The 25,582-nt window shown below is 60.1% G+C and carries 16 protein-coding genes; 3 read left to right on the forward strand and 13 right to left on the reverse strand.

Features of this window, described 5'->3' with window-relative positions; genetic code table 11:
* From ccoO (CKW20_RS05585) to ccoN (CKW20_RS05610), 6 genes are all read right to left on the reverse strand, one after another.
* A complete protein-coding gene (ccoO, locus tag CKW20_RS05585; RefSeq protein ID WP_009042961.1) occupies window positions 1–609 on the reverse strand; it encodes a cytochrome-c oxidase, cbb3-type subunit II in 609 nt (202 codons plus the stop codon).
* A complete protein-coding gene (ccoN, locus tag CKW20_RS05590; RefSeq protein WP_095052005.1) occupies window positions 609–2,051 on the reverse strand; it encodes a cytochrome-c oxidase, cbb3-type subunit I in 1,443 nt (480 codons plus the stop codon). Before ccoN (CKW20_RS05590) ends, ccoO (CKW20_RS05585) begins: the two co-directional genes overlap by 1 nt.
* A 482-nt stretch (window positions 2,052–2,533) precedes the next feature.
* The gene (gene ccoP / locus CKW20_RS05595; RefSeq protein WP_095052006.1) at window positions 2,534–3,487 is read right to left on the reverse strand and encodes a cytochrome-c oxidase, cbb3-type subunit III; all 954 of its coding nucleotides are present in this window, start codon (window positions 3,485–3,487) and stop codon (window positions 2,534–2,536) included.
* Window positions 3,484–3,681, reverse strand: a complete 198-nt coding sequence (locus tag CKW20_RS05600) for a cbb3-type cytochrome c oxidase subunit 3 (protein WP_095052007.1) — start codon at window positions 3,679–3,681, stop codon at window positions 3,484–3,486. The genes ccoP and CKW20_RS05600 overlap by 4 nt, the downstream gene beginning before the upstream one ends.
* 3 nt (window positions 3,682–3,684) lie before the next feature.
* A complete protein-coding gene (gene ccoO, locus CKW20_RS05605) occupies window positions 3,685–4,293 on the reverse strand; it encodes a cytochrome-c oxidase, cbb3-type subunit II (protein ID WP_095052008.1) in 609 nt (202 codons plus the stop codon).
* A 10-nt stretch (window positions 4,294–4,303) separates the two neighbouring features.
* Window positions 4,304–5,728 carry a cytochrome-c oxidase, cbb3-type subunit I gene (ccoN, locus tag CKW20_RS05610; protein WP_095052009.1) on the reverse strand — a complete coding sequence of 475 codons (1,425 nt, stop codon included), beginning with the start codon at window positions 5,726–5,728 and terminating at the stop codon, window positions 4,304–4,306.
* A 95-nt stretch (window positions 5,729–5,823) separates the two neighbouring features.
* Here ccoN (CKW20_RS05610) and CKW20_RS05615 point away from each other — a divergent pair, with 95 nt between their 5' ends.
* On the forward strand, window positions 5,824–6,501 hold the full coding sequence (locus tag CKW20_RS05615) for an alpha/beta family hydrolase (protein WP_095052010.1): 678 nt from the start codon (window positions 5,824–5,826) through the stop codon (window positions 6,499–6,501).
* Window positions 6,502–6,677: 176 nt separating this feature from the next.
* Here CKW20_RS05615 and CKW20_RS05620 read toward each other — a convergent pair whose 3' ends face one another.
* Window positions 6,678–8,243: a PAS domain-containing methyl-accepting chemotaxis protein gene (locus tag CKW20_RS05620; RefSeq protein WP_095052011.1), complete on the reverse strand. Its 1,566-nt coding sequence runs from the start codon at window positions 8,241–8,243 to the stop codon at window positions 6,678–6,680.
* Between the two features lie 324 nt (window positions 8,244–8,567).
* On the opposite strand from CKW20_RS05620, the gene CKW20_RS05625 reads away from it, so the two are divergent.
* Both CKW20_RS05625 and CKW20_RS05630 read left to right on the forward strand, forming a co-directional pair.
* Window positions 8,568–16,130 (forward strand): type I polyketide synthase, encoded by a 7,563-nt coding sequence (locus CKW20_RS05625; RefSeq protein WP_095052012.1) that lies wholly within the window; start codon window positions 8,568–8,570, stop codon window positions 16,128–16,130.
* 8 nt (window positions 16,131–16,138) lie between these two features.
* Window positions 16,139–17,488: an aminotransferase class I/II-fold pyridoxal phosphate-dependent enzyme gene (locus CKW20_RS05630; RefSeq protein WP_095052013.1), complete on the forward strand. Its 1,350-nt coding sequence runs from the start codon at window positions 16,139–16,141 to the stop codon at window positions 17,486–17,488.
* 90 nt (window positions 17,489–17,578) lie between these two features.
* Here CKW20_RS05630 and CKW20_RS05635 read toward each other — a convergent pair whose 3' ends face one another.
* The 6 genes from CKW20_RS05635 to CKW20_RS05660 all read right to left on the reverse strand — a co-directional run bounded on the left by CKW20_RS05635 (window position 17,579) and on the right by CKW20_RS05660 (window position 25,257).
* Window positions 17,579–18,967 (reverse strand): capsule biosynthesis protein, encoded by a 1,389-nt coding sequence (locus tag CKW20_RS05635; protein ID WP_256584989.1) that lies wholly within the window; start codon window positions 18,965–18,967, stop codon window positions 17,579–17,581.
* 71 nt (window positions 18,968–19,038) lie between these two features.
* Window positions 19,039–19,650, reverse strand: a complete 612-nt coding sequence (locus CKW20_RS05640) for an N-acetyltransferase (RefSeq protein ID WP_095052015.1) — start codon at window positions 19,648–19,650, stop codon at window positions 19,039–19,041.
* A 10-nt stretch (window positions 19,651–19,660) separates the two neighbouring features.
* Window positions 19,661–21,130: an LTA synthase family protein gene (locus CKW20_RS05645; RefSeq protein ID WP_095052265.1), complete on the reverse strand. Its 1,470-nt coding sequence runs from the start codon at window positions 21,128–21,130 to the stop codon at window positions 19,661–19,663.
* A 67-nt stretch (window positions 21,131–21,197) separates the two neighbouring features.
* Complete coding sequence (locus CKW20_RS05650) at window positions 21,198–21,974, reverse strand: SDR family oxidoreductase (protein ID WP_095052016.1); 777 nt, start codon at window positions 21,972–21,974, stop codon at window positions 21,198–21,200.
* On the reverse strand, window positions 21,971–23,203 hold the full coding sequence (locus CKW20_RS05655; protein WP_256584990.1) for a capsule biosynthesis protein: 1,233 nt from the start codon (window positions 23,201–23,203) through the stop codon (window positions 21,971–21,973). The genes CKW20_RS05650 and CKW20_RS05655 overlap by 4 nt, the downstream gene beginning before the upstream one ends.
* 38 nt (window positions 23,204–23,241) lie before the next feature.
* Window positions 23,242–25,257, reverse strand: coding sequence for a capsular polysaccharide biosynthesis protein (locus CKW20_RS05660; protein ID WP_095052018.1), 2,016 nt, complete (start codon window positions 25,255–25,257; stop codon window positions 23,242–23,244).
* Window positions 25,258–25,582: the final 325 nt, after the last annotated feature.

The raw sequence follows: 25,582 nt of genomic DNA on the forward strand, positions 1-25,582 counted from the left end.
TCACCGTTTGCTTTTGATGATGGTGCCCAGGCCTTGCAGATAGGCCACCAGCGCGTCCATTTCGGTTTTGCCCTTCACGGCATCCTTGGCGCCGGCGATGTCTTCGTCGGTGTAAGGGACGCCGAGCGTGCGCAAGACTTCCATTTTCTTGGCGGTGTCTTTGCCGTCGAGCTTGTTTTCCACGAGGAACGGGTAGGCCGGCATTTTCGACTCAGGCACCACGTTGCGCGGGTTGTACAAGTGCGCACGCTGCCAGTCATCGGAGTAACGACCGCCAACACGGGCCAGATCCGGGCCGGTACGTTTGGAACCCCACAGGAACGGGTGATCCCAAACGCTTTCACCGGCGACCGAGTAGTGGCCGTAACGTTCGGTTTCAGCACGGAACGGGCGGATCATCTGCGAGTGGCAGCCGACACAACCGTTGGCGATGTACACGTCGCGGCCTTCCAGCTCAAGGGCGGTGCGAGGCTTCATGCCCTCGACCGGCTTGTTGGTGACGTCCTGGAAAAACAGCGGAACGATTTGAGTCAGGCCGCCGATGCTGACGGCGATAACCATGAAGAAGGCCAGCAGGCCAATATTCTTCTCGACTGCTTCATGCTTCATCAGTGAGCTCCAACTACAGCAATCTGTTCAGCAGCTTTGGCTTCAGCCGGGTTCGAGGCACGTACGGTACGCCATACGTTGTAGGCCATGAACAGCATGCCGCTGGCGAAGAACGCACCGCCCAGGGCGCGAACGATGAAACCAGGATGGCTGGCTTGCAGCGCTTCAACGAACGAGTAGGTGAGGGTGCCGTCGTCGTTGATTGCACGCCACATCAGACCCTGGGTGATGCCGTTGACCCACATCGAGGCGATGTACAGAACGGTACCGATGGTCGCGAGCCAGAAGTGCGTGTTGATCAGGCCGATGCTGTGCATCTGCACACGACCGAACAGTTTCGGGATCATGTGGTAGATCGCGCCGATCGAGATCATGGCAACCCAACCCAAGGCACCGGCGTGTACGTGGCCGATGGTCCAGTCGGTGTAGTGCGACAGCGAGTTGACGGTCTTGATGGCCATCATCGGGCCTTCGAAAGTCGACATGCCGTAGAACGCCAGCGATACCACAAGGAAACGCAGGATCGGGTCGGTGCGCAGTTTATGCCAGGCGCCCGACAGGGTCATCATGCCGTTGATCATGCCGCCCCAGCTTGGTGCCAGCAGGATGATCGACATCGCCATGCCCAGGGACTGAGCCCAGTCCGGCAGTGCGGTGTAGTGCAGGTGGTGCGGACCGGCCCAGATGTACAGGGTGATCAACGCCCAGAAGTGCACGATCGACAGACGATAGGAGTAGATCGGACGCTCGGCCTGCTTGGGAACGAAGTAGTACATCATCCCCAGGAAGCCGGTGGTCAGGAAGAAACCTACCGCGTTGTGGCCGTACCACCACTGGATCATCGCGTCGGTCGCGCCGGAGTAGGCGGAGTACGACTTGAACAGGCTGACCGGCAGCGACATGTGGTTGACGATATGGAGCATCGCGGTCACGACGATGAAGGCACCGTAGAACCAGTTACCGACATAGATGTGTTTGGTCTTGCGCTTGACGATGGTGCCGAAGAACACCAGACCGTAGGTGACCCAGACAATGGCCAGCAGAATAGCCAGGGGCCATTCCAGTTCCGCGTATTCCTTGGTGGTGGTGAAACCCATTGGCAAGGTAATGATCGCGCCGACGATCACCGCTTGCCATCCCCAGAAGGTGAAGGCCGCGAGGCTGTCGGAAATCAGTCGCGTTTGGCAGGTTCGCTGCACGACGTAATAGGAAGTGGCAAACAGAGCACAACCACCGAAGGCGAAAATCACCAGGTTGGTGTGCAGCGGGCGCAGGCGTCCAAAGCTCGTCCATGCCAGACCGAAGTTCAACTCCGGCCAGACCAGTTGCGAGGCGATGAAGACACCGAGCCCCATGCCAAGGATCCCCCAGACCACCGTCATGATGGCGAACTGGCGGACTACCTTATAGTTATAAGCAGTCGGACTGATTGCTGTGCTCATTCTAAGGTTCCACGGTTTGGGTGTTTTATTAGGATAAAAATCGGTCGCAAGTATGGAGAAAGCAGGGGGGCATTGCAACGCGCCATGACCTGGGTCAATGCTTTCAAAAGCTGATTCTGCGGCCTTTCCATGCGCCGCGTAAGGACAAAATTGCCCTCGGACAAAATGCCGCAGCGGATGAAAAAGGCGAGGGGGTCAGGTCGGATGTAACGGGGTGTGTTCAAACACAACGATCGGGTAATAGATGGCAATGGCCACGACAGCCGGTATCTACCAGCCTTTGCGGCCTGTCATCGAGCACGTTCGTCAAACACATAGGGTTGGATCGACCTGGAACCGGTGCTGGCCAGTCCGCATCGCAAGGAAGCTTAGACCTGAATCCGGTGAACCGAAAGGAAGACCAGGGGAGGGTGCGACAATGCGTCGCAAAGGGGCAGGGAACTGCCGCATCCGGGTGAATGCGGCAGTGGAGCGGACGAGATTTATTCGCTTTTGCCTTCAGCCTGTAAACGCTCGGTGCTCAGGCCTTGAGACAGGCTGTACACGTAAGCGGCCAGCAATTGCACCTTGTCGTTGCCGAGCAGTTCATTCTGCGCCGGCATATGGCCCTGGCGGCCATGACGAATGGTTTGTTGCAGTTGCGCCAGGCTTGTACCGTAGATAAATCCGGCCGGTTGCGTCAGATTCGGCGCTCCCATGGCTTCAGTGCCTTGGCCGTTTGCCCCATGACAGGCTACGCAGGTGGTGCTGAACGCTTGCTGTCCAGCGCTCAGGTCGGCTGTGCTGTCGGCAGGCAAGGGCAGGCCGGCCAGTTCATGACGCACATAGGCGGCGACGTTCTTCACGCCGGCGTCGCCGAGGATTTCACCCCAGGCCGGCATTGCGGCCATGCGACCGCCCATGATGGTCGTTTTGATCATTTCGGCATCGCCGCCCCAGCGCCAGTTGCTGTCGGCCAGGTTAGGGAAGCCGAACGCGCCCTTGGCATCCGAGCCGTGGCACACCGAGCAATTGGATGCAAACAGGCGGCCGCCCATTTTCAGTGCTAGCGGGTCCTTGGCTACTTCTTCGATGGGCATGGCAGCAAATTTGGCGAAGATCGGCCCGAACTTCGCGTCAGCCTTGTTCATCTCCTTTTCCCATTCGTGGACACCGGTCCAGCCGTTCTCGTAACCGGGCAGGATGCCTTTCCAGTTGCCCAGGCCCGGGTAAAGCACGAGATAACCCACGGCAAATACCAACGTTGCGGCGAACAGCAGGAACCACCATTGCGGCAGCGGGTTGTCGTATTCCTCGATGCCGTCGAAGCTGTGACCCATGGTCTGGTCGGTGCTGCCCTTGGTTTCCCCTCGGCGCGTACCGATCAGCAGCCAGGTCAGGCCGATCAGGCTGCCGATGGTCAGTACGCAGATCCACGTACTCCAGAAGGTGGTCATGGCCGGGTACTCCTTGTTGCAGATTCTTGGGTAGTGTCGGGTTGTGGCTCATCGGCGAACGGCAGCAGACGCGCTTCGGCAAATTCCGGGCTGCGCTTGCCGTTGAACACCCACAGCGTCAGGCCGACGAAGGCCACGAACACCACGACCGTGCCCAGGCCGCGGATCATTCCTGTGCTCAATTCAAAGAACATGACTCACCTCTTGCTCTTGATGGCAGTGCCGAGGACTTGCAGGTAGGCGACCAGCGCATCCATTTCGGTTTTGCCCTGGAGCGAGGCGACTGAGCCTGCGATGTCGTCGTCGGTGTACGGCACGCCGAGGGTGCGCATGGCGCGGATCTTGGTTTCGGTGTGGCTGCTATCGACCTTGTTGTCGACCAGCCACGGGTAGGCCGGCATCTTCGATTCCGGCACCACGTTGCGCGGGTTGTACAAATGCGCGCGGTGCCAGTCTTCGGAGTAGCGACCGCCCACGCGCGCCAGGTCTGGCCCGGTGCGTTTCGAGCCCCAAAGGAACGGGTGATCCCAGACGCTTTCACCGGCCACCGAGTAGTGGCCATAACGTTCGGTCTCGGCGCGGAACGGGCGAATCATCTGCGAATGGCAACCGACGCAGCCTTCGCGGATATAGATGTCGCGACCTTCCAGTTGCAGCGCGGTGTAGGGCTTCATGCCTTCCACCGGTTTATTGGTCACGTCCTGAAAGAACAGCGGGACGATCTGGGTCAGGCCGCCGATGCTCACGGCGAGCACCATCAGCAACAACAGCAGGCCGACGTTTTTCTCGATTGTTTCGTGTTTCATGGCGGACTCCTCAGGCTATCTGCGCGGCAGCGGCGGCTTCGGCAGGCTGCGAGGCCCGCACGGTGCGCCAGGTGTTGTAAGCCATCAGGAACATGCCACTGAGGAAGATCGCGCCACCCAGCAGTCGCACGACGAAGCCTGGGTGACTGGCCACCAGAGTTTCGACGAAGGAATAGGTCAGCGTGCCGTCCTCGTTGACGGCGCGCCACATCAGGCCCTGGGCAATGCCGTTGACCCACATGGAGGCGATGTACAGCACGGTACCGATGGTCGCGAGCCAGAAGTGCGCGTTGATCAGGCCGATGCTGTGCATCTGCGTGCGACCGAAGATTTTCGGAATCATGTGGTAGAGCGCGCCGATGGAAATCATCGCCACCCAGCCGAGCGCGCCGGCGTGAACGTGGCCGATGGTCCAGTCGGTGTAGTGGGAGAGGGCGTTGACCGTTTTGATTGCCATCATCGGCCCTTCGAAGGTCGACATGCCGTAGAACGCCAGCGAGACCACGAGGAAACGCAGGATCGGGTCGCTGCGCAACTTATGCCACGCGCCCGAGAGCGTCATCATGCCGTTGATCATCCCGCCCCAACTCGGCGCCAGCAGGATCAGCGACATCACCATGCCCAGCGACTGTGCCCAGTCCGGCAGCGCGGTGTAGTGCAAGTGGTGAGGACCGGCCCAGATGTACAGAGTGATCAGCGCCCAGAAGTGCACGATCGACAAGCGATAGGAATACACCGGACGCTCGGCCTGTTTCGGCACGAAGTAGTACATCATCCCGAGGAAACCGGCGGTGAGGAAAAAGCCTACGGCGTTGTGTCCGTACCACCACTGCACCATGGCATCGGTCGCACCGGCGTACACCGAGTAAGACTTGGTGAAACTCACCGGCAATTCCAGGTTGTTGACGATGTGCAGGATCGCCACAGTGATGATGAATCCACCGAAGAACCAGTTGCCGACATAGATGTGCTTGGTCTTGCGCTGCATGATCGTGCCGAAGAACACGACGGCATAGGCCACCCAGACAATGGTGATCAGGATGTCGATCGGCCATTCCAGTTCGGCGTATTCCTTGGAACTGGTGTAACCCAGTGGCAGGCTGATGGCCGCCAGCAGAATCACCAGCTGCCAGCCCCAGAAGCAGAACGCGGCGATTTTCGGCGCGAACAGCTGAGTCTGGCAGGTGCGTTGTACCGAGTAGAACGAACTGGCGAACAGGGCGCAGCCGCCGAAAGCGAAGATCACCGCGTTGGTGTGCAGCGGGCGCAACCGGCCGAAGCTGGTCCATGGCAGATTGAAGTTGAGTTCGGGCCAGACCAACTGGGCGGCGAGAAAAACCCCGAGCCCCATGCCGACGATGCCCCACACCACCGTCATAATGGCGAATTGGCGGACCACCTTGTAGTTGTAGGCGGTACTGATAGAAGTGTTCATGGTTCCCCATCCACGGTTCAGCCGAAGTGAGGGCGTTTGCGCAAGGCAACGCTTCCTTCGCCTGGAGTTATAGGCAGACTAAAAGCGAGGCAAGCATGGACAAAGAGCACAAGGCCAGTATTGACGGGGATCAATGGGCGCAGTGTGTGCGGGATCATGGATGGTTGTGGAATGCCGCCACAGCGCCGGCCTCGGCGACGTTGATTCTGGCCCATGGGGCCGGTGCGCCGATGGACAGTGGCTGGATGAGTGACATGGCTATGCGCCTTGCTGCGCATGGGGTCAACGTGTTGCGCTTCGAGTTTCCGTACATGGCGCAGCGGCGTGTCGATGGCGGCAAACGCCCGCCGAACCCGGCGCCGAAATTGCTGGAATGCTGGCGCGAGGTGTATGCCGTGGTGCGACGCCATGTCGCTGGGCGGCTGACCATTGGCGGCAAGTCCATGGGCGGGCGGATGGCGAGTTTGTTGGCGGATGAGTTGGGCGCGGATGCGCTGGTGTGCCTAGGGTATCCGTTTTATGCGGTGGGCAAACCGGAGAAGCCGCGGGTCGAGCATTTGGCGGCGCTGAAGACCCGGACGTTGATTGTGCAAGGGGAGCGGGATGCGTTGGGCAGTCGGGCGGCCGTCGAGGCTTACACGTTGGCGCCGAGTATCGAGGTGTTCTGGCTGGAGGCGGCGGACCATGATTTGAAGCCTTTGAAGGCTTCGGGGTATACCCATGAGCAGCATTTGGCGGCTGCGGCGGGGAAGGTGTCCGAGTTTCTCCGGTGAGATTTTCGGTGGCAGTCAGGGCCCCTTCGCGGGCAAGCCTCGCTCCTACAGGTAATCAGTGCCCGCACGATCGACGCATGACCTGTAGGAGCGAGGCTTGCCCGCGAAAGCGATCTGCCAGGCAATAAAAAACCCGGAAGTTTTCACCGTCCGGGTTTCGGTTCTACAAGTAGCGATCAGCGATTAAACCGCTCCACCAACGAATACTGGGTATTCGCGGTCTTGGTCAGCTCTTCACTCAACAACGCCGAGTGCTGTGCCTGTTCCGAGGTCTGGTCAGCCAGTTGTGAAATGTTACTGATATTGCGGCTGATTTCTTCGGCCACTGCACTTTGCTCTTCGGTCGCGGCAGCGATCTGAGTGGTCATGTCGGTGATGTTGGCCACCGCTTCACTGATGCCCACCAGCGCCTGATCCGCTTCCAATACCCGCGCCACACCTTCTTCGGCCTGGCGATGGCCAGTCTCCATGGTCTGCACCGCCGAGCTGGCGGTTTGTTGTAGCTTGGCGATCAGCGCGTGAATCTGCCCGGTGGATTCGCTGGTGCGTTGCGCCAATTGGCGTACTTCGTCGGCCACCACCGCAAAACCACGACCCATCTCACCGGCGCGAGCCGCTTCAATCGCGGCGTTCAAGGCCAGCAGGTTGGTCTGGTCGGCAATGCCTTTGATCACGTCAACGACACCGCCGATTTCATCGCTGTCCTTGGCCAGCTGCGTGACCGTCAGGCCGGTTTCACCGACTACAACCGACAGACGCTGGATGGCTTCGCGGGTTTCCCCGGCGATGTCGCGACCTCGGCCGGTCAGGCGATTGGCTTCCTGAGTGGCGTCAGCGGTGCGCTGCACGTGGCTGGCGACTTCCTGAGTGGTGGCAGCCATCTGATTCACAGCGGTCGCCACTTGCTCGGTTTCGACGCGTTGACGTTCCAGGCCGGTGGAGCTGTTGTGGGCCAGAGTGTCGGACTGTTTCGCTTGTTCGGTGAGGTGTTCGGCAGTGTCCTGCAAACGGGTCAAACAGGTTTTCAGGCGTGCTTCCTGGCTGAGGATCGACATCTCCAGGCGTGCCTGGGCACCGCGGCTGTCGGTGTACATCTGCGCGATCAACGGGTCGGACGTGGTCTGCTCGGCCAGGCGCAGCAAACGCTTGATCCCGCGCTGTTGCCAGCTCAAGCCCATCAAGCCCAGCGGCACCGAGAGGCCAGCCGCGAGGGCGAAGCCCCATTGGGACGTCAGGGTGGCACCGATCATGAAGCTCAACTGGCTGACCAGAATGAACGGCAGCCAGTCCTGAAGCACCGGCAACCACTTATCAGTTTGAGGAATCGCAGACTTGCCCTGGTTGATGCGTTGGTAGAGCGCTTCGGCACGGCGGATCTGTTCGGCGGTGGGTTTCACCCGCACCGACTCGTAACCGATCACCTGATTGCCGTCGTACACCGGTGTGACATAGGCGTTAACCCAATAGTGATCACCGTTCTTGCAGCGATTCTTGACAATGCCCATCCATGGCAAGCCTTGTTTCAGAGTGCCCCACATGTGCGCGAATACCGCAGCCGGGACGTCGGGGTGACGAACCAGGTTATGCGGCGCACGGATCAGTTCCTCACGAGAAAACCCGCTGATTTCGACGAAAGCGTCGTTGCAGTAGGTAATCACGCCCTTGGCATCGGTAGTAGAAATCAACCGTTGCTGAGCCGGGAAGGTCCGTTCGCGTTGTGTAATGGGCTGGTTGTTACGCATGGCTTTTTCAATCCGCAAGGCTTTCAGGCGTTATCGGCTGCATCGCGGATTTGTTGAATGTTTTTTTCAAGAGCCTGATGTGTGTATCAAATTCACAGCGTGAATTGAAAAAATAGACCTCTCGCAGTTGAACTTTTCAGGTTCCCCTTAATCGGGTCGGCGCGTATGATTCGCCGCTATTTTGCGTAGGATGTTATCTACGGTCAGGGTTTGAAAAGTTACTTAGCACGCAAAGTATTGCCGGATTTCCAGCATTTACATTAATGGGATTTGATTGTTGTTCAGCCTTTGGAAAGGGGCTGGGGATGAAAAGGGTTAGTCGCAATGCGTAAGAAAGTTGCAATCATAGGGACGTCGTTCCGTTTTCCAGGCTCCACTTCTGCAACTTTTTGGCCGCACCTGCTGGATGGGCAGAGCTTTATCACCCAAGCGGATTTTTCTCGCTGGTCCAAGGACGAGTTTCTGCACCCGGACAAGGCTAATCCTGCAACGTCCTACACCTTTGCCTCAGGTTCCCTGGGCGATATTTCCACGTTCGACGCCGGGTTCTTCAATATTTCTCCTCGTGAAGCGGCGGTCATGGACCCTCAGCAGCGGCTGTTGCTGGAGCTGGGCTGGGAAGTGTTCGAGAATGCCGGGGTCAAACCGTCGAGCCTGCGTGGCAGCGATTGCGGTGTTTACCTGGGGATTGCCAGTGTCGACTACGGCTATCGCCTGGCGCATGACATGTCGACGATCGATGCAGCAACCGCCACCGGCAATACCTTCAGTATCGCGGCCAACCGCCTGTCTTTTTTTTATGACCTTCAAGGTCCGAGCATGGCCATCGACACGGCGTGCTCTTCTTCCCTGATTGCCTTTCACCAGGCTTGCCAGGCCATTCAGAACGGCGATATCGACCAGGCGATTACCGGCGGTGTCAGTCTGCATCTTCACCCTTTCGGCTTCCTGATTTTTTCCAAGGCATCAATGCTGTCGCGCACGGGGCAATGCCATGTGTTCGATGAGTCTGCCGACGGTTATGTCCGTTCTGAAGGCGCGGGACTTTTCTACCTGAAGGATTACGCCAAGGCGATCGAGGACGGTAACCAGATCCTTGCGGTCGTTGCCGGCAGTGCGGCCAATACCGATGGGCGAAAGTCGAGTCTGACCGTCCCCAGTGCGGATGCGCAGATTGCCCTGATGAAGCAGGCCTACGACAGTGCCGGCATCAGTGCCGCAGACATTGACTACCTGGAAGCTCATGGTACGGGCACGCCAGTCGGTGATCCTATCGAGAGCCGGGCTATCGGTGAGGCTCTGGGGCAGCAGCGCCCGGCGGACCAGCCACTGCTGATCGGTTCGATCAAAAGCAACATCGGGCACCTTGAGGCAGCCTCGGGTGTCGCGGGCTTGATGAAGGCGTTGTACTGCGTGATCGAACGCAAGGTGCCGGCCACCATCGGCATCAAGAAACTCAACCCGAACATTCCTTTCGCCGACCTCAACCTGAGTGTGGTCACCGAAACCCAGGCGCTTAAACCCAGTGGAAAACTGGTGGTCGGGGTCAACTCTTTCGGCTTCGGCGGGGCCAACGCCCACGTCATCCTGGAAAGCCCGCCACAAGCGCCACAGGCCTCGAGCCAACCGGCGCGGGCAGTGCCGCTGATGGTCTCTGCCAAAGACAGTGCAGCCCTGGCGGCTCAGTCCGAACAGGTCGCGCAATGCGTTAGCGGGCCGGGCGCGGCAAGCCTCTACGACGTGGCCTACCAGTCGATGTTCCGCCGCGAGCTGCACCCGCAAAGGGTTGTAGTGTTCGGCTGCGATGCACAGCGCAGTGCTCAGGCGCTACTGGACTTCGCCACGGAACCGGGCGTCCCGGCATTGTCGACAGTGCTGGAAAGCGGTCGTGCCCTGGATGAGGCCAAAGGTCCGGTGTTCGTCTTCTCCGGTAATGGATCGCAGTGGCAGGGCATGGGCAAGTCATTGCTGGCCGACCCGGTTTTCCATCAGTCGCTTGTCGAGCTGGATGCTATTTTTCAACCGCTATCGGGCTATTCGTTGATCGCCGAACTGGCGGGCGAGTTGGGCGATGAGCGTTATCAGTTGACTGAGTTTGCGCAACCGGCGCTGTTTGCATTGCAAGTGGGTGTCACCCGCATGCTGGCCGCAAAAGGCGTCGTGCCGGTGGCCGTCATTGGCCACAGCGTGGGTGAAGTCGCTGCCGCCTGGGCCTGCGGTGCACTGACGCTGAACGACGCCACACGTGTGATCTATCATCGCAGTCGCCTGCAAGGCTTGACCAAGGGCCGCGGCAAGATGTCGGCGGTTGGCTTGTCCGGTGCAGATACGGCGAGCCTGTTGCGGACGCTCGGCCTGGACAGCGAACTGGTGGTCGCCGGCGAGAACAGTTTCAAGGGCGCAACCGTCGCAGGTCCCGTGGCCGCGCTGGACATTCTGGAGCAGGTGCTGGCCGAGCGTCAGGTGTTCGTTCGTCGCCTGGGTCTCGATTATGCGTTCCACTCGCCGGCCATGGAGATGATTGCCGATCAGGTCATCGACGTGTTGAGCGATATCGTCCCAGGTCCCGCCGCTATACCGATGTATTCGACCGTGACTGGCGATGTGCTGGCCGGCGAATACCTGGACGCCGGGTACTGGTGGAAAAACATTCGTTACCCGGTACTGTTCGAGTCCGCCAGTGCGGCGCTGGCCGGGCAGGGCTATAACGTATTCGTGGAGGTCGGGCCGCACCCGATCCTGCGTGCCTATGTGGCCGATGCAATGGCCAGCCAGGAACGGCAAGGTGTTGTGATTCCGACGCTGTTGCGTGGTGAAGAAACGCCGCAGTTGATTGATCGAACGTTGGCGAAGGTGCTGATTGCCGGCGTCGACATTGACCTGCAGTGCCTGTTTCCCCACACCGGCCGTTTCGTGCAACTGCCTAATTACGCCTGGCAGCGCGAACGTCACTGGCACGCAGACACCCCCGAGTCTTCCGGCAACCTGCGCCGGGAGCGCGTTCATCCGCTGCTGGGTTATCCGCTGCCCGAGCATGAGTTCACCTGGGACAATCGCCTGGACACGCAACTGTTCCCGTCCTTGGGTGACCACAAGGTGGGCGACTCGGTATTGTTCCCGGGTGCAGGTTTCACCGAGCTCGCGCTGGCTGCAGCACTGCAGTATCAACCCGGTGCGTATGTGGAAATCGAAGAGCTGGAAATTCACAGCCCGCTCTTGCTGCATGCGGATTTCAGTAAAAAAGTCCGGGTGATGGTCGACAGCACCGACGGTGCCATTTCCATCGTGTCGCGCAGCACTGCCCAGGCTGAACCGTGGGTGCAGCATGTAGTTGCGAGGATTCCCGGTGAAGCACGCGGCGCAAGGCTGGCCTGTACTGCTCCAGTTTTGCCGGCACGCGCTCCTGACTTCACCATGGCAGAACACCTGACGCTGACCCGTGCGGTCGGCCTCAATTATGGCCCGGCGTATCAAGCGGTCGAGTCCGGCTGGATCGATGGCAACCAGGTGGTGGCGCGGTTGACAGTCCCGGCGCCGATCGAGGCTGAACTGGCCACATTGAATCTGCACCCGGCACTGCTGGACAGTGCTTTCCAGCTGATTACCCAGTTGTTGAGCCAGGAGGCCGACAGTCGCACGGGCCTGGCCTTTATCCCGGTGAAACTGGGCCGTATCAGTTTCGCTGCCGGCAGCCTGCCGCCTTGCCTGGCCCAGGTCACGCTGGTGCGACGCTCGGCGCATTCCCTGCTGGCAGACTTCACCTTGTACGACGTCCATGGACACGCGGTCATCTGCATCGAGGATGCCCGTTTCCGTGGTGTCCGGCTGCACAAGGATCGCAGTGGCGACATCAAACTCGTGGACTTTGTCGGGGTGGCCAAACCTTATCCTGCCAATGAACGCGCATTGCCATGGGTCGGTTCGCGGCTGGAGGCGCCGCTGCGCGAGCACCTTGGCGCTATCGCCGATGATCCGGGGTTGGCCCGTTATGCCGATGAAATCGACCCTTTGCTCGACGGTCTGTGTGGCAGCTTCCTGCTGGAAGCCATTGAGAAACTGGACGGTGAGCTGACACTGCAGCAGCGCTCCACTTGGGAAGCAGGACATTATCTCGACCATCTGCTTGAGCAAGCGGTGGAGGATGGCGGCCTGATCGCGATCGACAATGGCGGCTGGCAGCTTGCCGATCAAGGCGAGCGAGCCAGTGCGCAAGCCATCTGGCAGGAGCTGTTCAGCAGTTATCCCGAGCACTTCCAGATCATTCATTCGGTCGGCCGGATCGGCATGCACCTGCTGGAGCTGATCAGCGGCCAGGTGAGCCTTGCGCAACTGCTGCCACGGGAAACCACCCCCGCCGTATTGACCCGTCTGGTCCTCGGTGCGTCCGGTCAGCAGGCGTTGCTGAGTAGCCTGCGAGAACACATCGCCCAACGTTTGAGCGTTCTGCCCGATGGGCAGCGCCTGCGTATTCTCGAGCTTGGTTTCGAGGGCGCATCGCTGGCGGCAGACCTGTGCGTCGGCCTGAATTTCGACCGGGTCGACTATCAGTACTCGGCGCAGAACATTGAAACGGCATCGATGCTCCAGGCTGACTTTCCGGATCTTCAGATCCTGACCCTGGAAGCGTCGGAGAAAGTCGCTCGGACGCCGGCCAACGGCTTCGATCTGATCCTCGTCGCCACCGACCTGGCTCCACTGGAAGCCATCAGTCAAGGCTTGCGTCATGGCGCTGCAAGGCTGTGTGCCAATGGCGAAGTGCTGCTGCTGGCGCAACATCCCGCGCGCTGGGCTGACTTCACCTTCGGCGCCGAGCCTTCCTGGTGGCTGGCCCGACAGGAGCTACAGGCATTATCGGTGCAACAGACGCCGGGATTCTGGCAACAGGAACTGCGGCGTCATGGGCTGAAGGTGTCCGAACCTCTGGAGTTGATTCCTGGCTCGGCGTCCGGCAGCTACCTGTTGCTGGCCGCCGAAGAGGGCGCGAAGGCCCTCGCGGTTGCCCCTGAATGTCTGCGCCAAAGCTGGTTGCTGGTAGCCAACGAACATGGTCCTGAAGCCCCGTTTGCCCAGGCATTGACCTCGCTGTTGCGTGCGCAAGGACAAGAGGTGACGCTGCTTGCACCTGACTCGGCGTTGGTTCTTGCGCAACAGTTACGTGAATGTCCAGTGGCGCCTCAACACATTGTGATGCTGGCCGGGCTGTTCGCCTCCGAAGGGCTGGATGCGCAGGCTGACCGCTGCATGCTCGCCGCCGCCATCACTCAAGCCTGTGAGTCAGCCGGCGTCGCTGCAGATTGCTGGTTGCTGACCTCAGGCGCCGCCGTGCATTTGTTACCTCAGGGCGCCCACCGGGAAACGACTGTGCAAGCGATCGCCGATGCTGCCTTGTGGGGCTTCGGTCGGACCTTGACTAACGAAGCGGTCGGCTGTCGTGTCCGTCTGCTCGATCTGGCGCCTGGCGCCGGCGTCGAGGTCCTGGTTCCAGCGCTGCTCAATGTTGATGAAGAAACCGAACTGGCAGTCAGCGCGGCGGGCGATCGTTATGTCGCACGGCTGCGAGTCCAGCCCGATGAGTTGCCAGGTCATGCGCTGCCGGATGCGCCGACGCAGGTCAAACTCGGCTTCGATTTGCCTGGGCAACTGCGCAACTTGCGCTGGGAAGCACGCGCGCCGCGAGTGCCGGCCGACGATGAACTGGATATCGAGGTGCAGGCCACCGGTTTGAACTTCCGCGATGTCATGTATGCGTTGGGTCTGCTGTCCGATGAAGCGATTGAAAATGGCTTCTCCGGGCCGACGCTGGGCTTCGAATTTGCCGGTGTGGTGCGTGGCAAAGGAGCATTGGTCGAGGGTGACTTCCAGCCGGGCGACCGCGTCGTCGGTTTTGGTCCGTCGAGCTTCGCCAATCGCCTGATCACCAACGCCAACGCGGTGGCACGCATTCCTGAAGGCATGTCCTTCGAAGCGGCGGCGACCATCCCCAGTACTTTCTTCACGGTGTATTACGCCGTGCATCACTTGGCGCGCCTGGAGCCGGGAGAGAAAATCCTGATTCACGGTGCAGCGGGGGGTGTCGGCATTGCCGCGATCCAGATTGCAAAATGGTGCGGCGCTGAAATCTACGCCACGGCGGGCAGCGACGAGAAGCGCGATTTCCTGCGCCTGATGGGCGTCGAGCATATCTTCGACTCGCGTTCGCTGGCGTTCGCCGAGGACATTCTGAGCATCACCGATGGCCGCGGCGTGGATGTGGTACTCAATTCCCTGGCGGGCGAGGCGATCAATCGCAACCTGCGGGTACTCAAGCCGTTTGGCCGCTTCCTCGAACTGGGCAAGCGCGACTTTTATCAGAACACCAAAATCGGCCTGCGCCCGTTCCGCAACAACATCAGCTACTTCGGCATCGATGCCGACCAGCTGATGAGCGAGCGTCCGCAACTGACCCGTCGGCTGTTTGGTGAAATGATGGCGTTGTTCCGCGACGGGATTCTGAGCCCATTGCCGTATCGCGCCTTCGATGCCAATGAAGTCGTCGAAGCATTCCGCTACATGCAACAGGCCAGACAGATCGGCAAGATCGTCGTGACGTATCGCACGCCGATCCAGGGTGTTGTCACCGCGCCGGTCGCGCAACCGCTGGCATTGACGTTGGCCGCGAACGCCAGCTACCTGGTCACCGGCGGGCTCAGCGGTTTTGGCCTGCGCACTGCGCAATGGCTGGTGGAAAAAGGTGCGCGTCACCTGGTCTTGCTGGGCCGTCGCGGTGCCGCGACCGAAGAGGCGCAACCCTTGCTGGCACTGTGGCGCGAACAAGGCATTGAGGTCCAGGCGCTGGCCTGCGATATCACCGACGCCGCGCAACTGGCGTCGGTCATGGCGCGCATCGAAGCCAGCGCCCGGCCATTGCGTGGCGTGGTGCATGCGGCAACGGTGTTCGATGACGGCTTGATCCGCAACCTGACCCGCGAGCAATTGCAGCGCGTGCTCGAGCCCAAGGCCAAAGGCGCGCAGTACCTGCATGAACTGACGGCCCATTTGCCACTGGACTTCTTCGTGCTGTTTTCCTCGGCCACGACCTTGTTCGGTAACCCTGGGCAGGCCAACTACGTCGCCGCCAACCATTGGCTCGAAGCGCTGGCGCGTCATCGGCTGGCACTGGGGCTGCCGGCCACCAGCGTACTCTGGGGGGCCATCGATGATGCGGGTTTCCTGGCGCGCAACCAGGACATCAAAGACGCCCTGCAAAGTCGCATGGGCGGTGCTGCCTTGCAGTCGCAAGCGGCACTGCAGACCCTGGAGCGCTTGTTGTTGCAACGGCGTTCGGGGCTCGGCGTGCTTGAGCTGGATTGGAAAGCGCTGTCGCGATTCCTGCCGGCCGCCGGCTCGCCCAAGTTCAATGAGCTGGCCAGGTTGCACGGTGGTGAGCAGGACGAGGAAAGCGATGTCGATGATATCCAGCGGCTGTTGGCAGAAATGGACGACCCCGAGCTGATCGAACTGTTCAGTGAAATGCTCAAGCAGGAAATCAGTGAAATTCTGCGTTTGCCAACCAGCAAGCTGGACGCCTCGCGCCCGCTTCAGGAGTTGGGGCTGGACTCGCTGATGAGTGTCGAATTGGTGGTGGCTGTCGAGGAGCGATTTGGTGTGCGTCTACCGGTGATGGAGCTGAGCGAAGCCTCAAGCATCGGCAAGATCACCGTTCGAATCCTCGAGCTGCTGCGCGGCAATCAGGATTGCGATGTGCAACCGGAGAGTGGAAATAGCTTGCAGTCACTGGCGAGCGATACGTTCTCTCGCCACGGAGTCGACCTTTCCCGTGACGACATCGTGCAGTTGAGTGACGGGCTCGACGCCCAGACTTCGAAACCTTCACGTTTGATTGATTGATCCGGCCCATGACCACTAAAACGACACACGGGCTTGCCACTTCGATGAAGGACAAGCTGATTCAGCAGGCCCTGGAAAGGCGCATGCGCAAGATCGGCGATGGCGCCCCAAGCCCTTCGCTGAAGGACGTCAAAGGCACTCCGGGTGAGGGTTTCGCGCAATTTTGCCGATTCGATCAGCACCCTGGTTATCAGCAATTGCGCCTTATGCTCGACGGTGCCGCGCGCTTCGGCCTGACCAATCCGTTTTTCAAGTTGCACGAAGGCCTGGCGGGAGCAGAAACCGTCATGGGCGGTAGCCGCTACGTGAACTTCGCAAGCTACAACTACTTGGGCTACTCAGGGCACCCGGTTGTCGCTGAAGCCGCCAAAGCGGCCATTGATCGTTATGGGACCTCGGTTTCGGCCAGCCGTCCGGTGTCGGGGGATCGTCCGATCCATCGCGAACTGGAACAGGAACTGGCTCGGCTCTATGAGGTGGAAGACGCTATTACCTTCGTCAGCGGTCATGCGACGAACGTGACCACCATCGGTTACCTGTTCGGTCCGCGGGATTTGATCCTGCATGACGAACTGATCCATAACAGCGTTCTCCAGGGGATCCAGTTGTCCGGTGCCCGGCGCCTCGGCTTTGCCCATAACGATTGGGAAGCGGTTGATCGGCTGCTGAGCGATCAGCGTCAGCATTTCGAGCGTGTGCTGGTGGTGATCGAAGGCATCTACAGCATGGATGGCGATTTCCCGGATTTGCCTCGTTTCGTCGAACTCAGGAACAAACACCAAGTGTTGTTGATGGTCGATGAAGCGCATTCGCTGGGCGTCATGGGGCAGACCGGCAAGGGCATTCGCGAGCATTTCGGTCTGGCCGGCAGCGACGTGGATATCTGGATGGGCACCTTGAGTAAAAGCCTGGCCAGTTGCGGTGGCTACATCGCCGGTGAGTCTGCGTTGGTCGAACACCTCAAGTTCCTGGCGCCGGGCTTTCTCTACAGCGTCGGCATGCCGGCACCGGTGGCTGCGGCAGCGTTGGCAGCCTTGCGTTGTCTACCCGAGGATGGCGAGCGCGTTGCCACCTTGCAGGCCCGTGGCAGGCAATTCCTCGAGTTGGCCAGGGACGCGGGGCTGGACACCGGCACCAGCACCGGCCTGGCGGTGGTACCGATCATCACCGGCAGCTCGCTCAAGGCCACCCAGCTGTCCAGCGCATTGTCCCGTCGTGGCATCAACGCCCAACCGATTCTTCATCCGGCGGTGCCCGAGAAATCGGCGCGTGTGCGATTTTTCATGTCGTGCCTGCACACCCGGGAGCAAATCACCGAAACGGTCAACGCAGTGGCGCAGGAACTGCAAAAGCTGTAGGAACTGGCTTGTGTAGGAGCTGGCTTGCCAGCGAAGACGGCCTCACGTCATGCACCGCCCATGAAAACGTCTTCGCCGACAAGCCGGCTTCTACAGCATACGATTGAGGTAGCGCTGTACTTGCCGATAGCGCGGGCAGTTGTCGAGCAGGCCTGTATTGGGGCGTGCGCTGTGTTCGAGCGCCTGTTGTTGGCTGCAGGGCATGCCCCGGACTTGCACCAGTGGGTGCTCGGTTCCGTCGTTGCGCTTCACGATCAAGCTGACCGTTGCGCTGCCCGGGCGTATACGCCACAGCGGTACACCGTGTGCTTTGGCCCGTGATGGCAGGTCGTGAGGTTCATGGGCGCTCCACACCAACAGTTTGCCGTCTTCGCGAGCCACTGTCGTCATCAGGTCGGCGTTGTCATGGGTGAACGTCACCCGGCCCCAACGGCTGTCGAGCAAGGTACGGATCGCCGGCTGCCGGCGCCGAGGCACACCGAGCACGGTCAACGCGCCGGCGAACAGGCTGTCCTGTTCCTTTTGTCGGGCCAGTTGCCGGGCGACGGTCAGCACGTCGCAGCGCTGATCGGTCAGCGGGTCGACATAGCGGCAGTAGCGAATGTAGGCGGCGGCCACCAGTTGCTCCAGCGTTGGCCGGGCCTGGCGCCGGGGGATCGGCATGCGGTCGTCGGTCAGCCCCCAGCCGGCGTAGAACGGCAACCCGAAACACGTCACCGGTACGCCCTGAATCAAGGCTTCGAGCCCGGCCTGGCTGGTGGCGATGTACACCCGCGCGGCCCGTCGCGCCAACGATGCCCAAGACACATGACGACTTTCCAGGGCCACGCCGCGCGCGGTCGCTGCCTCCAGCAAACAGCTTTTCTTGTGCCCGCTCAGGCAGTCTGGATGAATCCGCACACGAACATCGGCACCGGGGTTTTCCGCCAGCGCCGCATCGAGCATGCGAATGAAATCTGCCTCACACAGACCACCACCCGGAATCGAGAAGTCGCCCCAGGTTTGATCCACCACCAGGATCAGCGGCACCTTGCGCCCCAATGAATCGTCGTCACTGAGGTCGGGTGCATTGTTGTACTTGCCGATGCCGCTGCTGCGCATCAGCGCAATCAGCTGCGCAGCCGTGGAGATTTCCCGGGTCGTCAGCCGTTGGGGTTGCTGGAGGATGTTTTCCAGCAATGACGGACGATCCGCCAGGTAGTGGATGCCGATCGGATCGACCACCATCGACATCGGTGTATCGCCCTCGACCCCGAGAGAGGATGAGCGCAGAAAGCCGTCCTCCAGTGCGATGTAAGGAATGCCCCAGCGCTTGCACAACACCCGGGCATGGTCAGAGGAGCGCTTGTAGCCAATCCCGGAAATCGCCTTGAGCCCTTTGGGTTTATTCCGGCCTCGGCGCCATAGCCAGGCGGGTACACCTTCGGGATCAAGAAACTCAGGGAGATGAAAAACCCGCCACATCACCCACTGGGACATGATTCCGATCCAGCCTGGACCATCCACCAGTGATTCAACAGCAGGTACCGATCGATTCATCTCGTCGCAGCTCATGGGTGGGATGTCAGTGAGCGGCGCATGTTCATCACCGCTGGAAAGGGCAGCAGGCGGCCGAGCCAATTCACCGGTGTGGTTCGGACCCTGATGAATCCCTGCTGCGTATAGAGTCGCTGGGCACGCTGATTTTTCACCTGGACCTCAAGCTCTACCCGGTCATGGCCGGATTGCCGGGCCTGATAGAAAATCTCGCCCAGAAGCGAAGTCGCGATGCCCTGATGGCGTGCTTGCCGGGTCACGCGCAAGCCATAGAGATAGAACCCGTAATACCACTCCCGGCATTCAGAAATGACAAACAGCAGATAGCGCAATCCGCCCCTCAGCCATCCGAATTCACGCACAAAAGGCCTGACACCGGGCGAGAAAGGCCCACGCCGATGGTGCTTGAAGGCGGCATAGCCCAGCGCCGTGCAATCGCGGTACGCAATCAGAATCCGGTCCCAGTTGATCGATTGGCCGAGCAGGCGATAACGGCAAGCTTCATCGCCGAGGATCAACGCCAGCGAGCCGCGTCCCGAGGTGATCATCCGCGCAATCGAGACATCATGTTCCGGCAAGCTGGAACCGAGAACGATCCGTAGGGGGGCGATGGCGGTTTCAGTCATGGATTGCCATCTAGGCCGCGCTCGCGCTTTTGACGCAGGTCGTGCCTTGACTCATGTGCTCGGTGAAGGCTTTGGCCAACCGTTCAACGCCCATCGTTTTTGCGGCGTTATGGGTGAGGGCCTGGTTGGACCAGATGAAATAGTCGGTATCGCCATCCGGCGTACCCAGCGCGGCATAAACATCTGGGAGAATCGGCACGTGGTCGCCAAAGAAACACAGCCCGGTCGGCATGGGGCGGGCCAGCAGGTACTCGCGTAACCGGCCGAGCATCCGGTCGGCATTGCTCAAGTGCCGCAGATAGGGCGCCAAGTCACGCATGCCGTCGAGCAGCGGGCGATCGAACCAGGTCGGCAACTCGGCGTCAGTAACGTTCTCCAGGTGCAGAGGCCCATGGTTCTCCATCGTCACGGCATGGATATACAAAGGCTGAGCGCGGGCGCTGTCACCGAGCAATTCGATGATCTTGTCCGCCACGGCACAATCGCCAATGAAAGGGCCGGCCTTTTGCCCGTCGTCGAAGCTTCGGATGTCGATGAACTCATCGAAACCCAGCGCCGGCAACACGCGATCCCGGCCGTAGAAACTGCCCGCGTAGGGGTGAATGCACACCGTGCGGTAACCCTTGCGTTTCATTTCGGCGGCGATGCTTGGCAGCCCCTGGCGGGCCAGATGGCGGTAGGGATTGAAGCGATGCACGCCGAGCCTGTCGCCGGCAATGCCCGTGAGAAAGGCGAACTCGGTACGCACGGTATTGGCGCCCCAGGCAGCGACCTGCAACCGACCATGGGCCAGCGCTTCTGCGCGCAGCACATCGTATTGGCTCAGCACCTGTTCGCGGATGCCGGGCCACAGCCTGCGGATATCGAAAAACGATTCGCTCTGCACCGAGATCATGTCAGGCAGGGCAGCGGCAGGCGGAGTGAGCGCCAGGCGCGGGTCGATCGCGAAAGGCGAGTCAAGTTCGTCGAGGTGTACCTTGCGCCGGGCTGCACAAAAGTAGGTCCACAAACTGGCAGCCAAACCCCAGCGGGTCAAATCCAGGCTGGCGTCGTAGCTCGGTTGCAGCGGTTTCCAGCTACCGGTGATCAACAGCACCACCGCACTGGCAAGTACCGTTGCACCCACCGCTAGCGCATCAGTGGCGGCGGCTTCGAAATAGAGTCCGCAGGCCAGATAGGCGACAAAGGCCAGCGCCAGCGCAATCGTCTTGCCGATGCCAAAGAAGGGCAGGTACAGGCGTGGAAAGCGGATGGCATCACTGAAGTATTCAAAGTCTGCGCAGACGAAGGGTTCACGCAATGAGTGGTACTTGGAATTGCTCACCAAAACGATCAACAGCCACAGGGCCAGCACATTCACGGCGCTGAAATACGGGCGTCCGGTGATGCCATAAAGCAGGGCCACCGAGAACAACCAGGCCCCTGCGTGGAGCAGCCAGCTGCGCAATGGCCGGCGCAAGGCGGGCCTGGGAGTCAGCATCGTTTCGATGACGCAGGAAAGCAAAAATCCGCCAAGGATGACCCAGCAGAACGTACTGTTCAGAAATTCAGGCACTGTAGTCCAGCCATCGCAAAATTACAGACGACATCCGTGGAGGAATTACCCCCAGGGCCCAGCATCCGAGGTTCAAGGGGAAGGGGAAACTGATGCGTGCCTGATCGGCTGCCAAGCCGCGACGTATCCGCTGTGCGGCTTTGTCCGGGTTCCACAGCAGCGGCTTCGGCCCAGGCATTTCGACGCACATTTTCGACTCGACATAACCCGGCATGATCACATTGATCCGCACGCCATCGGCGGCGACCAAATCGCGCATGGCTTCGCCATAAGCTTTCATCGCCGCTTTGCTGGCGCTGTAGCTGGGTGTGACAGGCAGTCCGCGCCAACCGGCAAGGGAACTGAACAGCGCGATCTGGCCGTGCTTTCGAGTACGCATGGCCGGCAACGCCGCTTGCACGGTCGCAATGGCCGCCATGACGTTCACTTCGATCAAGGCCTGGGACAGTTCCCAGACTTCATCTTCCGCGTTCGGGCCCGTAGCGGTATTGACCCCGGCACCGACGATGATCAGGTCCGGTTGCTCGGTTTCACTGATCTGGCTGATCCACTCGCGCACCGCAACCAGGTCCTGGACGTCGAGCGCGTGCAGGATCACCCGGGCGCCGGCAGCGCGGCATTGCCCGGCCAATTCTTCCAGGCGCTCGGTGCGTCGGCCTTGCAGGATCAGGGTCACGCCCGGTGCGGCATAGGCAGGTGCCAGCGCACCGCCGATGCCACCCGTGGCGCCAGTAATAAGAATGCAGCGTGGGTTTTTGTGCCGGGTCATAAGTACCGTTCAATCCTGGAGGTTTTTGCCATCAGCACTTCCAGCGAATTGTTCACGGCCATGTCGATGCCACAGCGCGTATAGAAGCCGCCATTGACCTGGGTCGTATGAATCACTGTGCTGCGAAAGCGCTGGAACAGCGTAGGGTCAGGCGGTTCTGGCATGCGCCAGAAGTCGTCGAGGCTGCCTTGGTGGGTCAAGCCCTTGAGTGCATAAATCGGATTGCTCAGGGCGATGGTCGGCACGTTGTGCATCAACGAAGAACCGCCCACGGTGCTGTTCACAGTGATCACTCCGGCCACGTGCGACAGCAGCGTCGGCATGTGACCGCTTTCCAGAAAGTCCACCCGATCGGCAATGCCGAATTTGCCGGCAATGCGCAGGGTGATGCGATGGTAGTTGACGATGCCCGGCGTCAGCGGATGGTTCTTGACGACCAGGCGCGCATCACTGGGCGCATGACGGGCAAACGAGGCCAGCACATGTTTCAACACGTCTTTCATGGTGTTGAACTGAGAGTGGTCGCGGATTTGTGCGTCACTGTCCAGTTGTAGGGGCAGCAGGAACGTCGGGTGACGGTTGCGTGCCACTTCACTGATGACCGATGAATCTCGTCCCTTGGCGCTCGCCAGACGAATGCCCTGGCGAATGTAGCCGGCATATTCGACCGCTGCGTTGAAAGGCGCGTGGGTCTTGTAGTGCGGGAAGCAGATTTTGTTCAGGGCGCCACCGACGTGATACATCACATCGTGGAACGCCCGGGAAGTGAAGGACAACTTGAACGAGTTACCGTTGTGGTAACGCGGAATGTACTTGCCGACTTCCCGATACCATTCCGGATCCCTTGGTAGCAACGAATGGTTGTTCACCCCGTCACGCTCCAGCGTGACCCAGTAAGGCCGGAAGTACCCTTCTTCGAAAACATGCACCCGCACGCCCAGGCGTTTCGCCAGCGTAACGGCTGGCAAATGCACCGGGCGACAGTCGCCGAACAGCACCAGATCGGTGATGCCGTTCGCCTTGAAGGTTTGGCTGTAGAACTCCTCGAGCTGTTCGGGACGCGCCGAATAAAACACCCGCGAACCCGCGCCGTACAGGGTATCGCCCATATTGAAACTGACGGATTTGACCCACTGCCCTTCGGCACGCAGGGCTTGAACCAAGCGCGCAAAAAAGGGTGAGCTGACACCTTGCAGAAACAAAAAGGAGTTGCGCGGTCTGGTCGACACGGAGCGTCTTGCAATACCAGCGGGGGCCAACTGTTCTTTTACGATGTTCTCAAGACGATAGGGAGCAACCGTTGAATCACTTCTTGCCATCTTGGCTTCTTTCCTTGAGCTGGTACTTCATGCCAGTTCTGCAGTTCCAATAGAGTTCGTTCGGGGGTGGTGAATTTTTGCGTGATGCGGCTTACATAAGTCGGGTAGTTGATCAGGGTGCCGGCCACCAGCTCGTCGAGACTCAAGCGTCTGGTGCGACGCGCCTGAACCTCGGGGTGCATATCTTCATCCGTGGTCAAACCCCAGCCGGCATAAAACGGCTGGCCATACGTGGTGACCGGAATCCCTCGCAGCAAGGCTTCGAAGCCGGATTGGGAAGTCAGTACATGAACCTCATCCACTTCCAGCAGCAATTGGTGAAAGGGCACATCACCCACCACCTGATTGCACCAGTGCGCCGTCTGCTCTTCGTCCTCGCCGCGCTGGCGTGTCCCGGCCATCACTTCCGGATGCGGTTTGTAGAGCAGCCAGGCCTGCGGATGGCGCTCGCGCACCGCTCGCAACAAATCGAGATTGCGGCGAATGCGGTGAGCGCCGTACCGAATCGAGGCATCGGACTCAACCTGGCCCGGCACCAGAATGACCTTGCTCACGCCGGCGGGCCGCTTCCACTGCATGCCGGGGAGGTTGTATTTGGTAACGCCGGCGGCACAAATCGCTTCACGCAGGGCGCCTGCCCGATCCAGCAGGGCAGGGCTGCAGGCGTCGTTTTGCAAGTTGTGTTCAAGGCGCGAAGGGCGCGTGGCGTCGTAGTAGATGCCCAGATCGTCGAAGACCCAGGACAGTGGGCGAACTTTCTTTGCGCCAAGGCCGACTGAGCGCAGGAAGCCGTCTTCGACCCGGCCGATATGACAGTGGCTGTTCTTGATGGCCAATGCCGAATCGTGCATGCAGCCCCAGCTAACGACCGGGACGGTTGTCTCTGCGTGGCGACCGGCGAAACGGATGGATGAACCGTTGAAAAAATCCGCCACCAGCGGCCGCTTCCACTTGGAAAAACCAAACATCTGCAGGTTTTCCGGCAAGCGACTGCGCATCCGCCGTTGCAGGCCGAGCCAGGCCAGCACCACTTCGGGCTCGCAGGGCTGACCAGATTCCGGGTCCACATAACGCGGGTATTCAACCAGTGCCGCATGCAGCAACTGTTCAAGGCTGACCGGCTGACGACGCGACGGCGCAGGCCGTGCATCCCGAGTCAAACCCCAACCGGCATAAAACGGCATGCCGAACGTGTGCACCGGCTTTTCCCATAGCAGCGCTTCGAAGCCCAGTTGCGAAGTCATCACGTACACCGCCTGGACTTCGCTCAGTAACTCGGCGGGATGAACATTACGGCTGATCACCTGGACTCGCGGCCGTTTGCTCAGTGCTGCCAGATCAAAGTGGCCCTGCTTGCGACCCGCCACCACATCCGGATGGACCTTCACCACCACCGTGCTGTGAGTGTGCTCATCGAGTGCAGCCTGGAGCATGCGCTCGAAATCAGCATCACCGGCACCCTGAAGTGAGGCATCGCCCTTGGTCTGGTCAGCGACCAAGACGCAAGGTTGCGGTAACTCGCAACGTTCGATACGGGCGTTGTTGTACTTGGAAACGCGCTCTTGCCGCCAGCTCGCCTGCAGGGCCCGGGCTCTAAGAATCTGAGACTCACTCAAGGTTGTCGGGATCAACACTTCCAGGCGCGACAGCGCGTTGGCATCGTGATAAATGCCCAGGTCATCGACGACCAGCGACAGCGGCGGCTCATCCGCTCCAAGGCCCATCGAACGCAAAAAACCATCCTCTACCGACAGCACAGGCAGACCGGCTTTTTGGGCTTCCCGTTGGGCGAGCAGTGCGCTTGGTTTGCGTCCCCATGCCAGCAACACATCGGCTTGCGCGATGTCACGAGTCGAACCCGACAACAATCGGTAGTCGGGCAACAGGGCAGGCAGGGTAGTGACTTGCTGAACGCCTTTGGACAGAGCCAACAGGCACGGGCGATTCAGGAGGCTATTGTCCATAAAAAAACGGCGGGTATCCGTGGGTGACGCACTCGATGGCGAGACGCGTGAAAATCCAGAAGCGCCTCAGGCAACGCTCTTCCATAGGTGGCACGATGATAATACAAAGCTGACAATTTATAACGATAAAGAAGGAAAATTTCCTACAAATAGGGGGCGTTATCGGGTGGGGGCTGCGCTGAGCGGTGTGGGTTGTTAGGGTTTGTGGCGAAAAGCGAAAGCTGTACGCCGATCCCTGTAGGAGCGGGCTTGCCCGCGAAGCTGTTGATCTTGCCGTTGCTTCGGCTTCTGATCTGATCTTGATGTCTGCTCCTTTTCCCCAGAA

Origin of the sequence: Pseudomonas sp. Irchel s3b2, assembly GCF_900187445.1 — a bacterium.
Taxonomy (GTDB): domain Bacteria; phylum Pseudomonadota; class Gammaproteobacteria; order Pseudomonadales; family Pseudomonadaceae; genus Aquipseudomonas.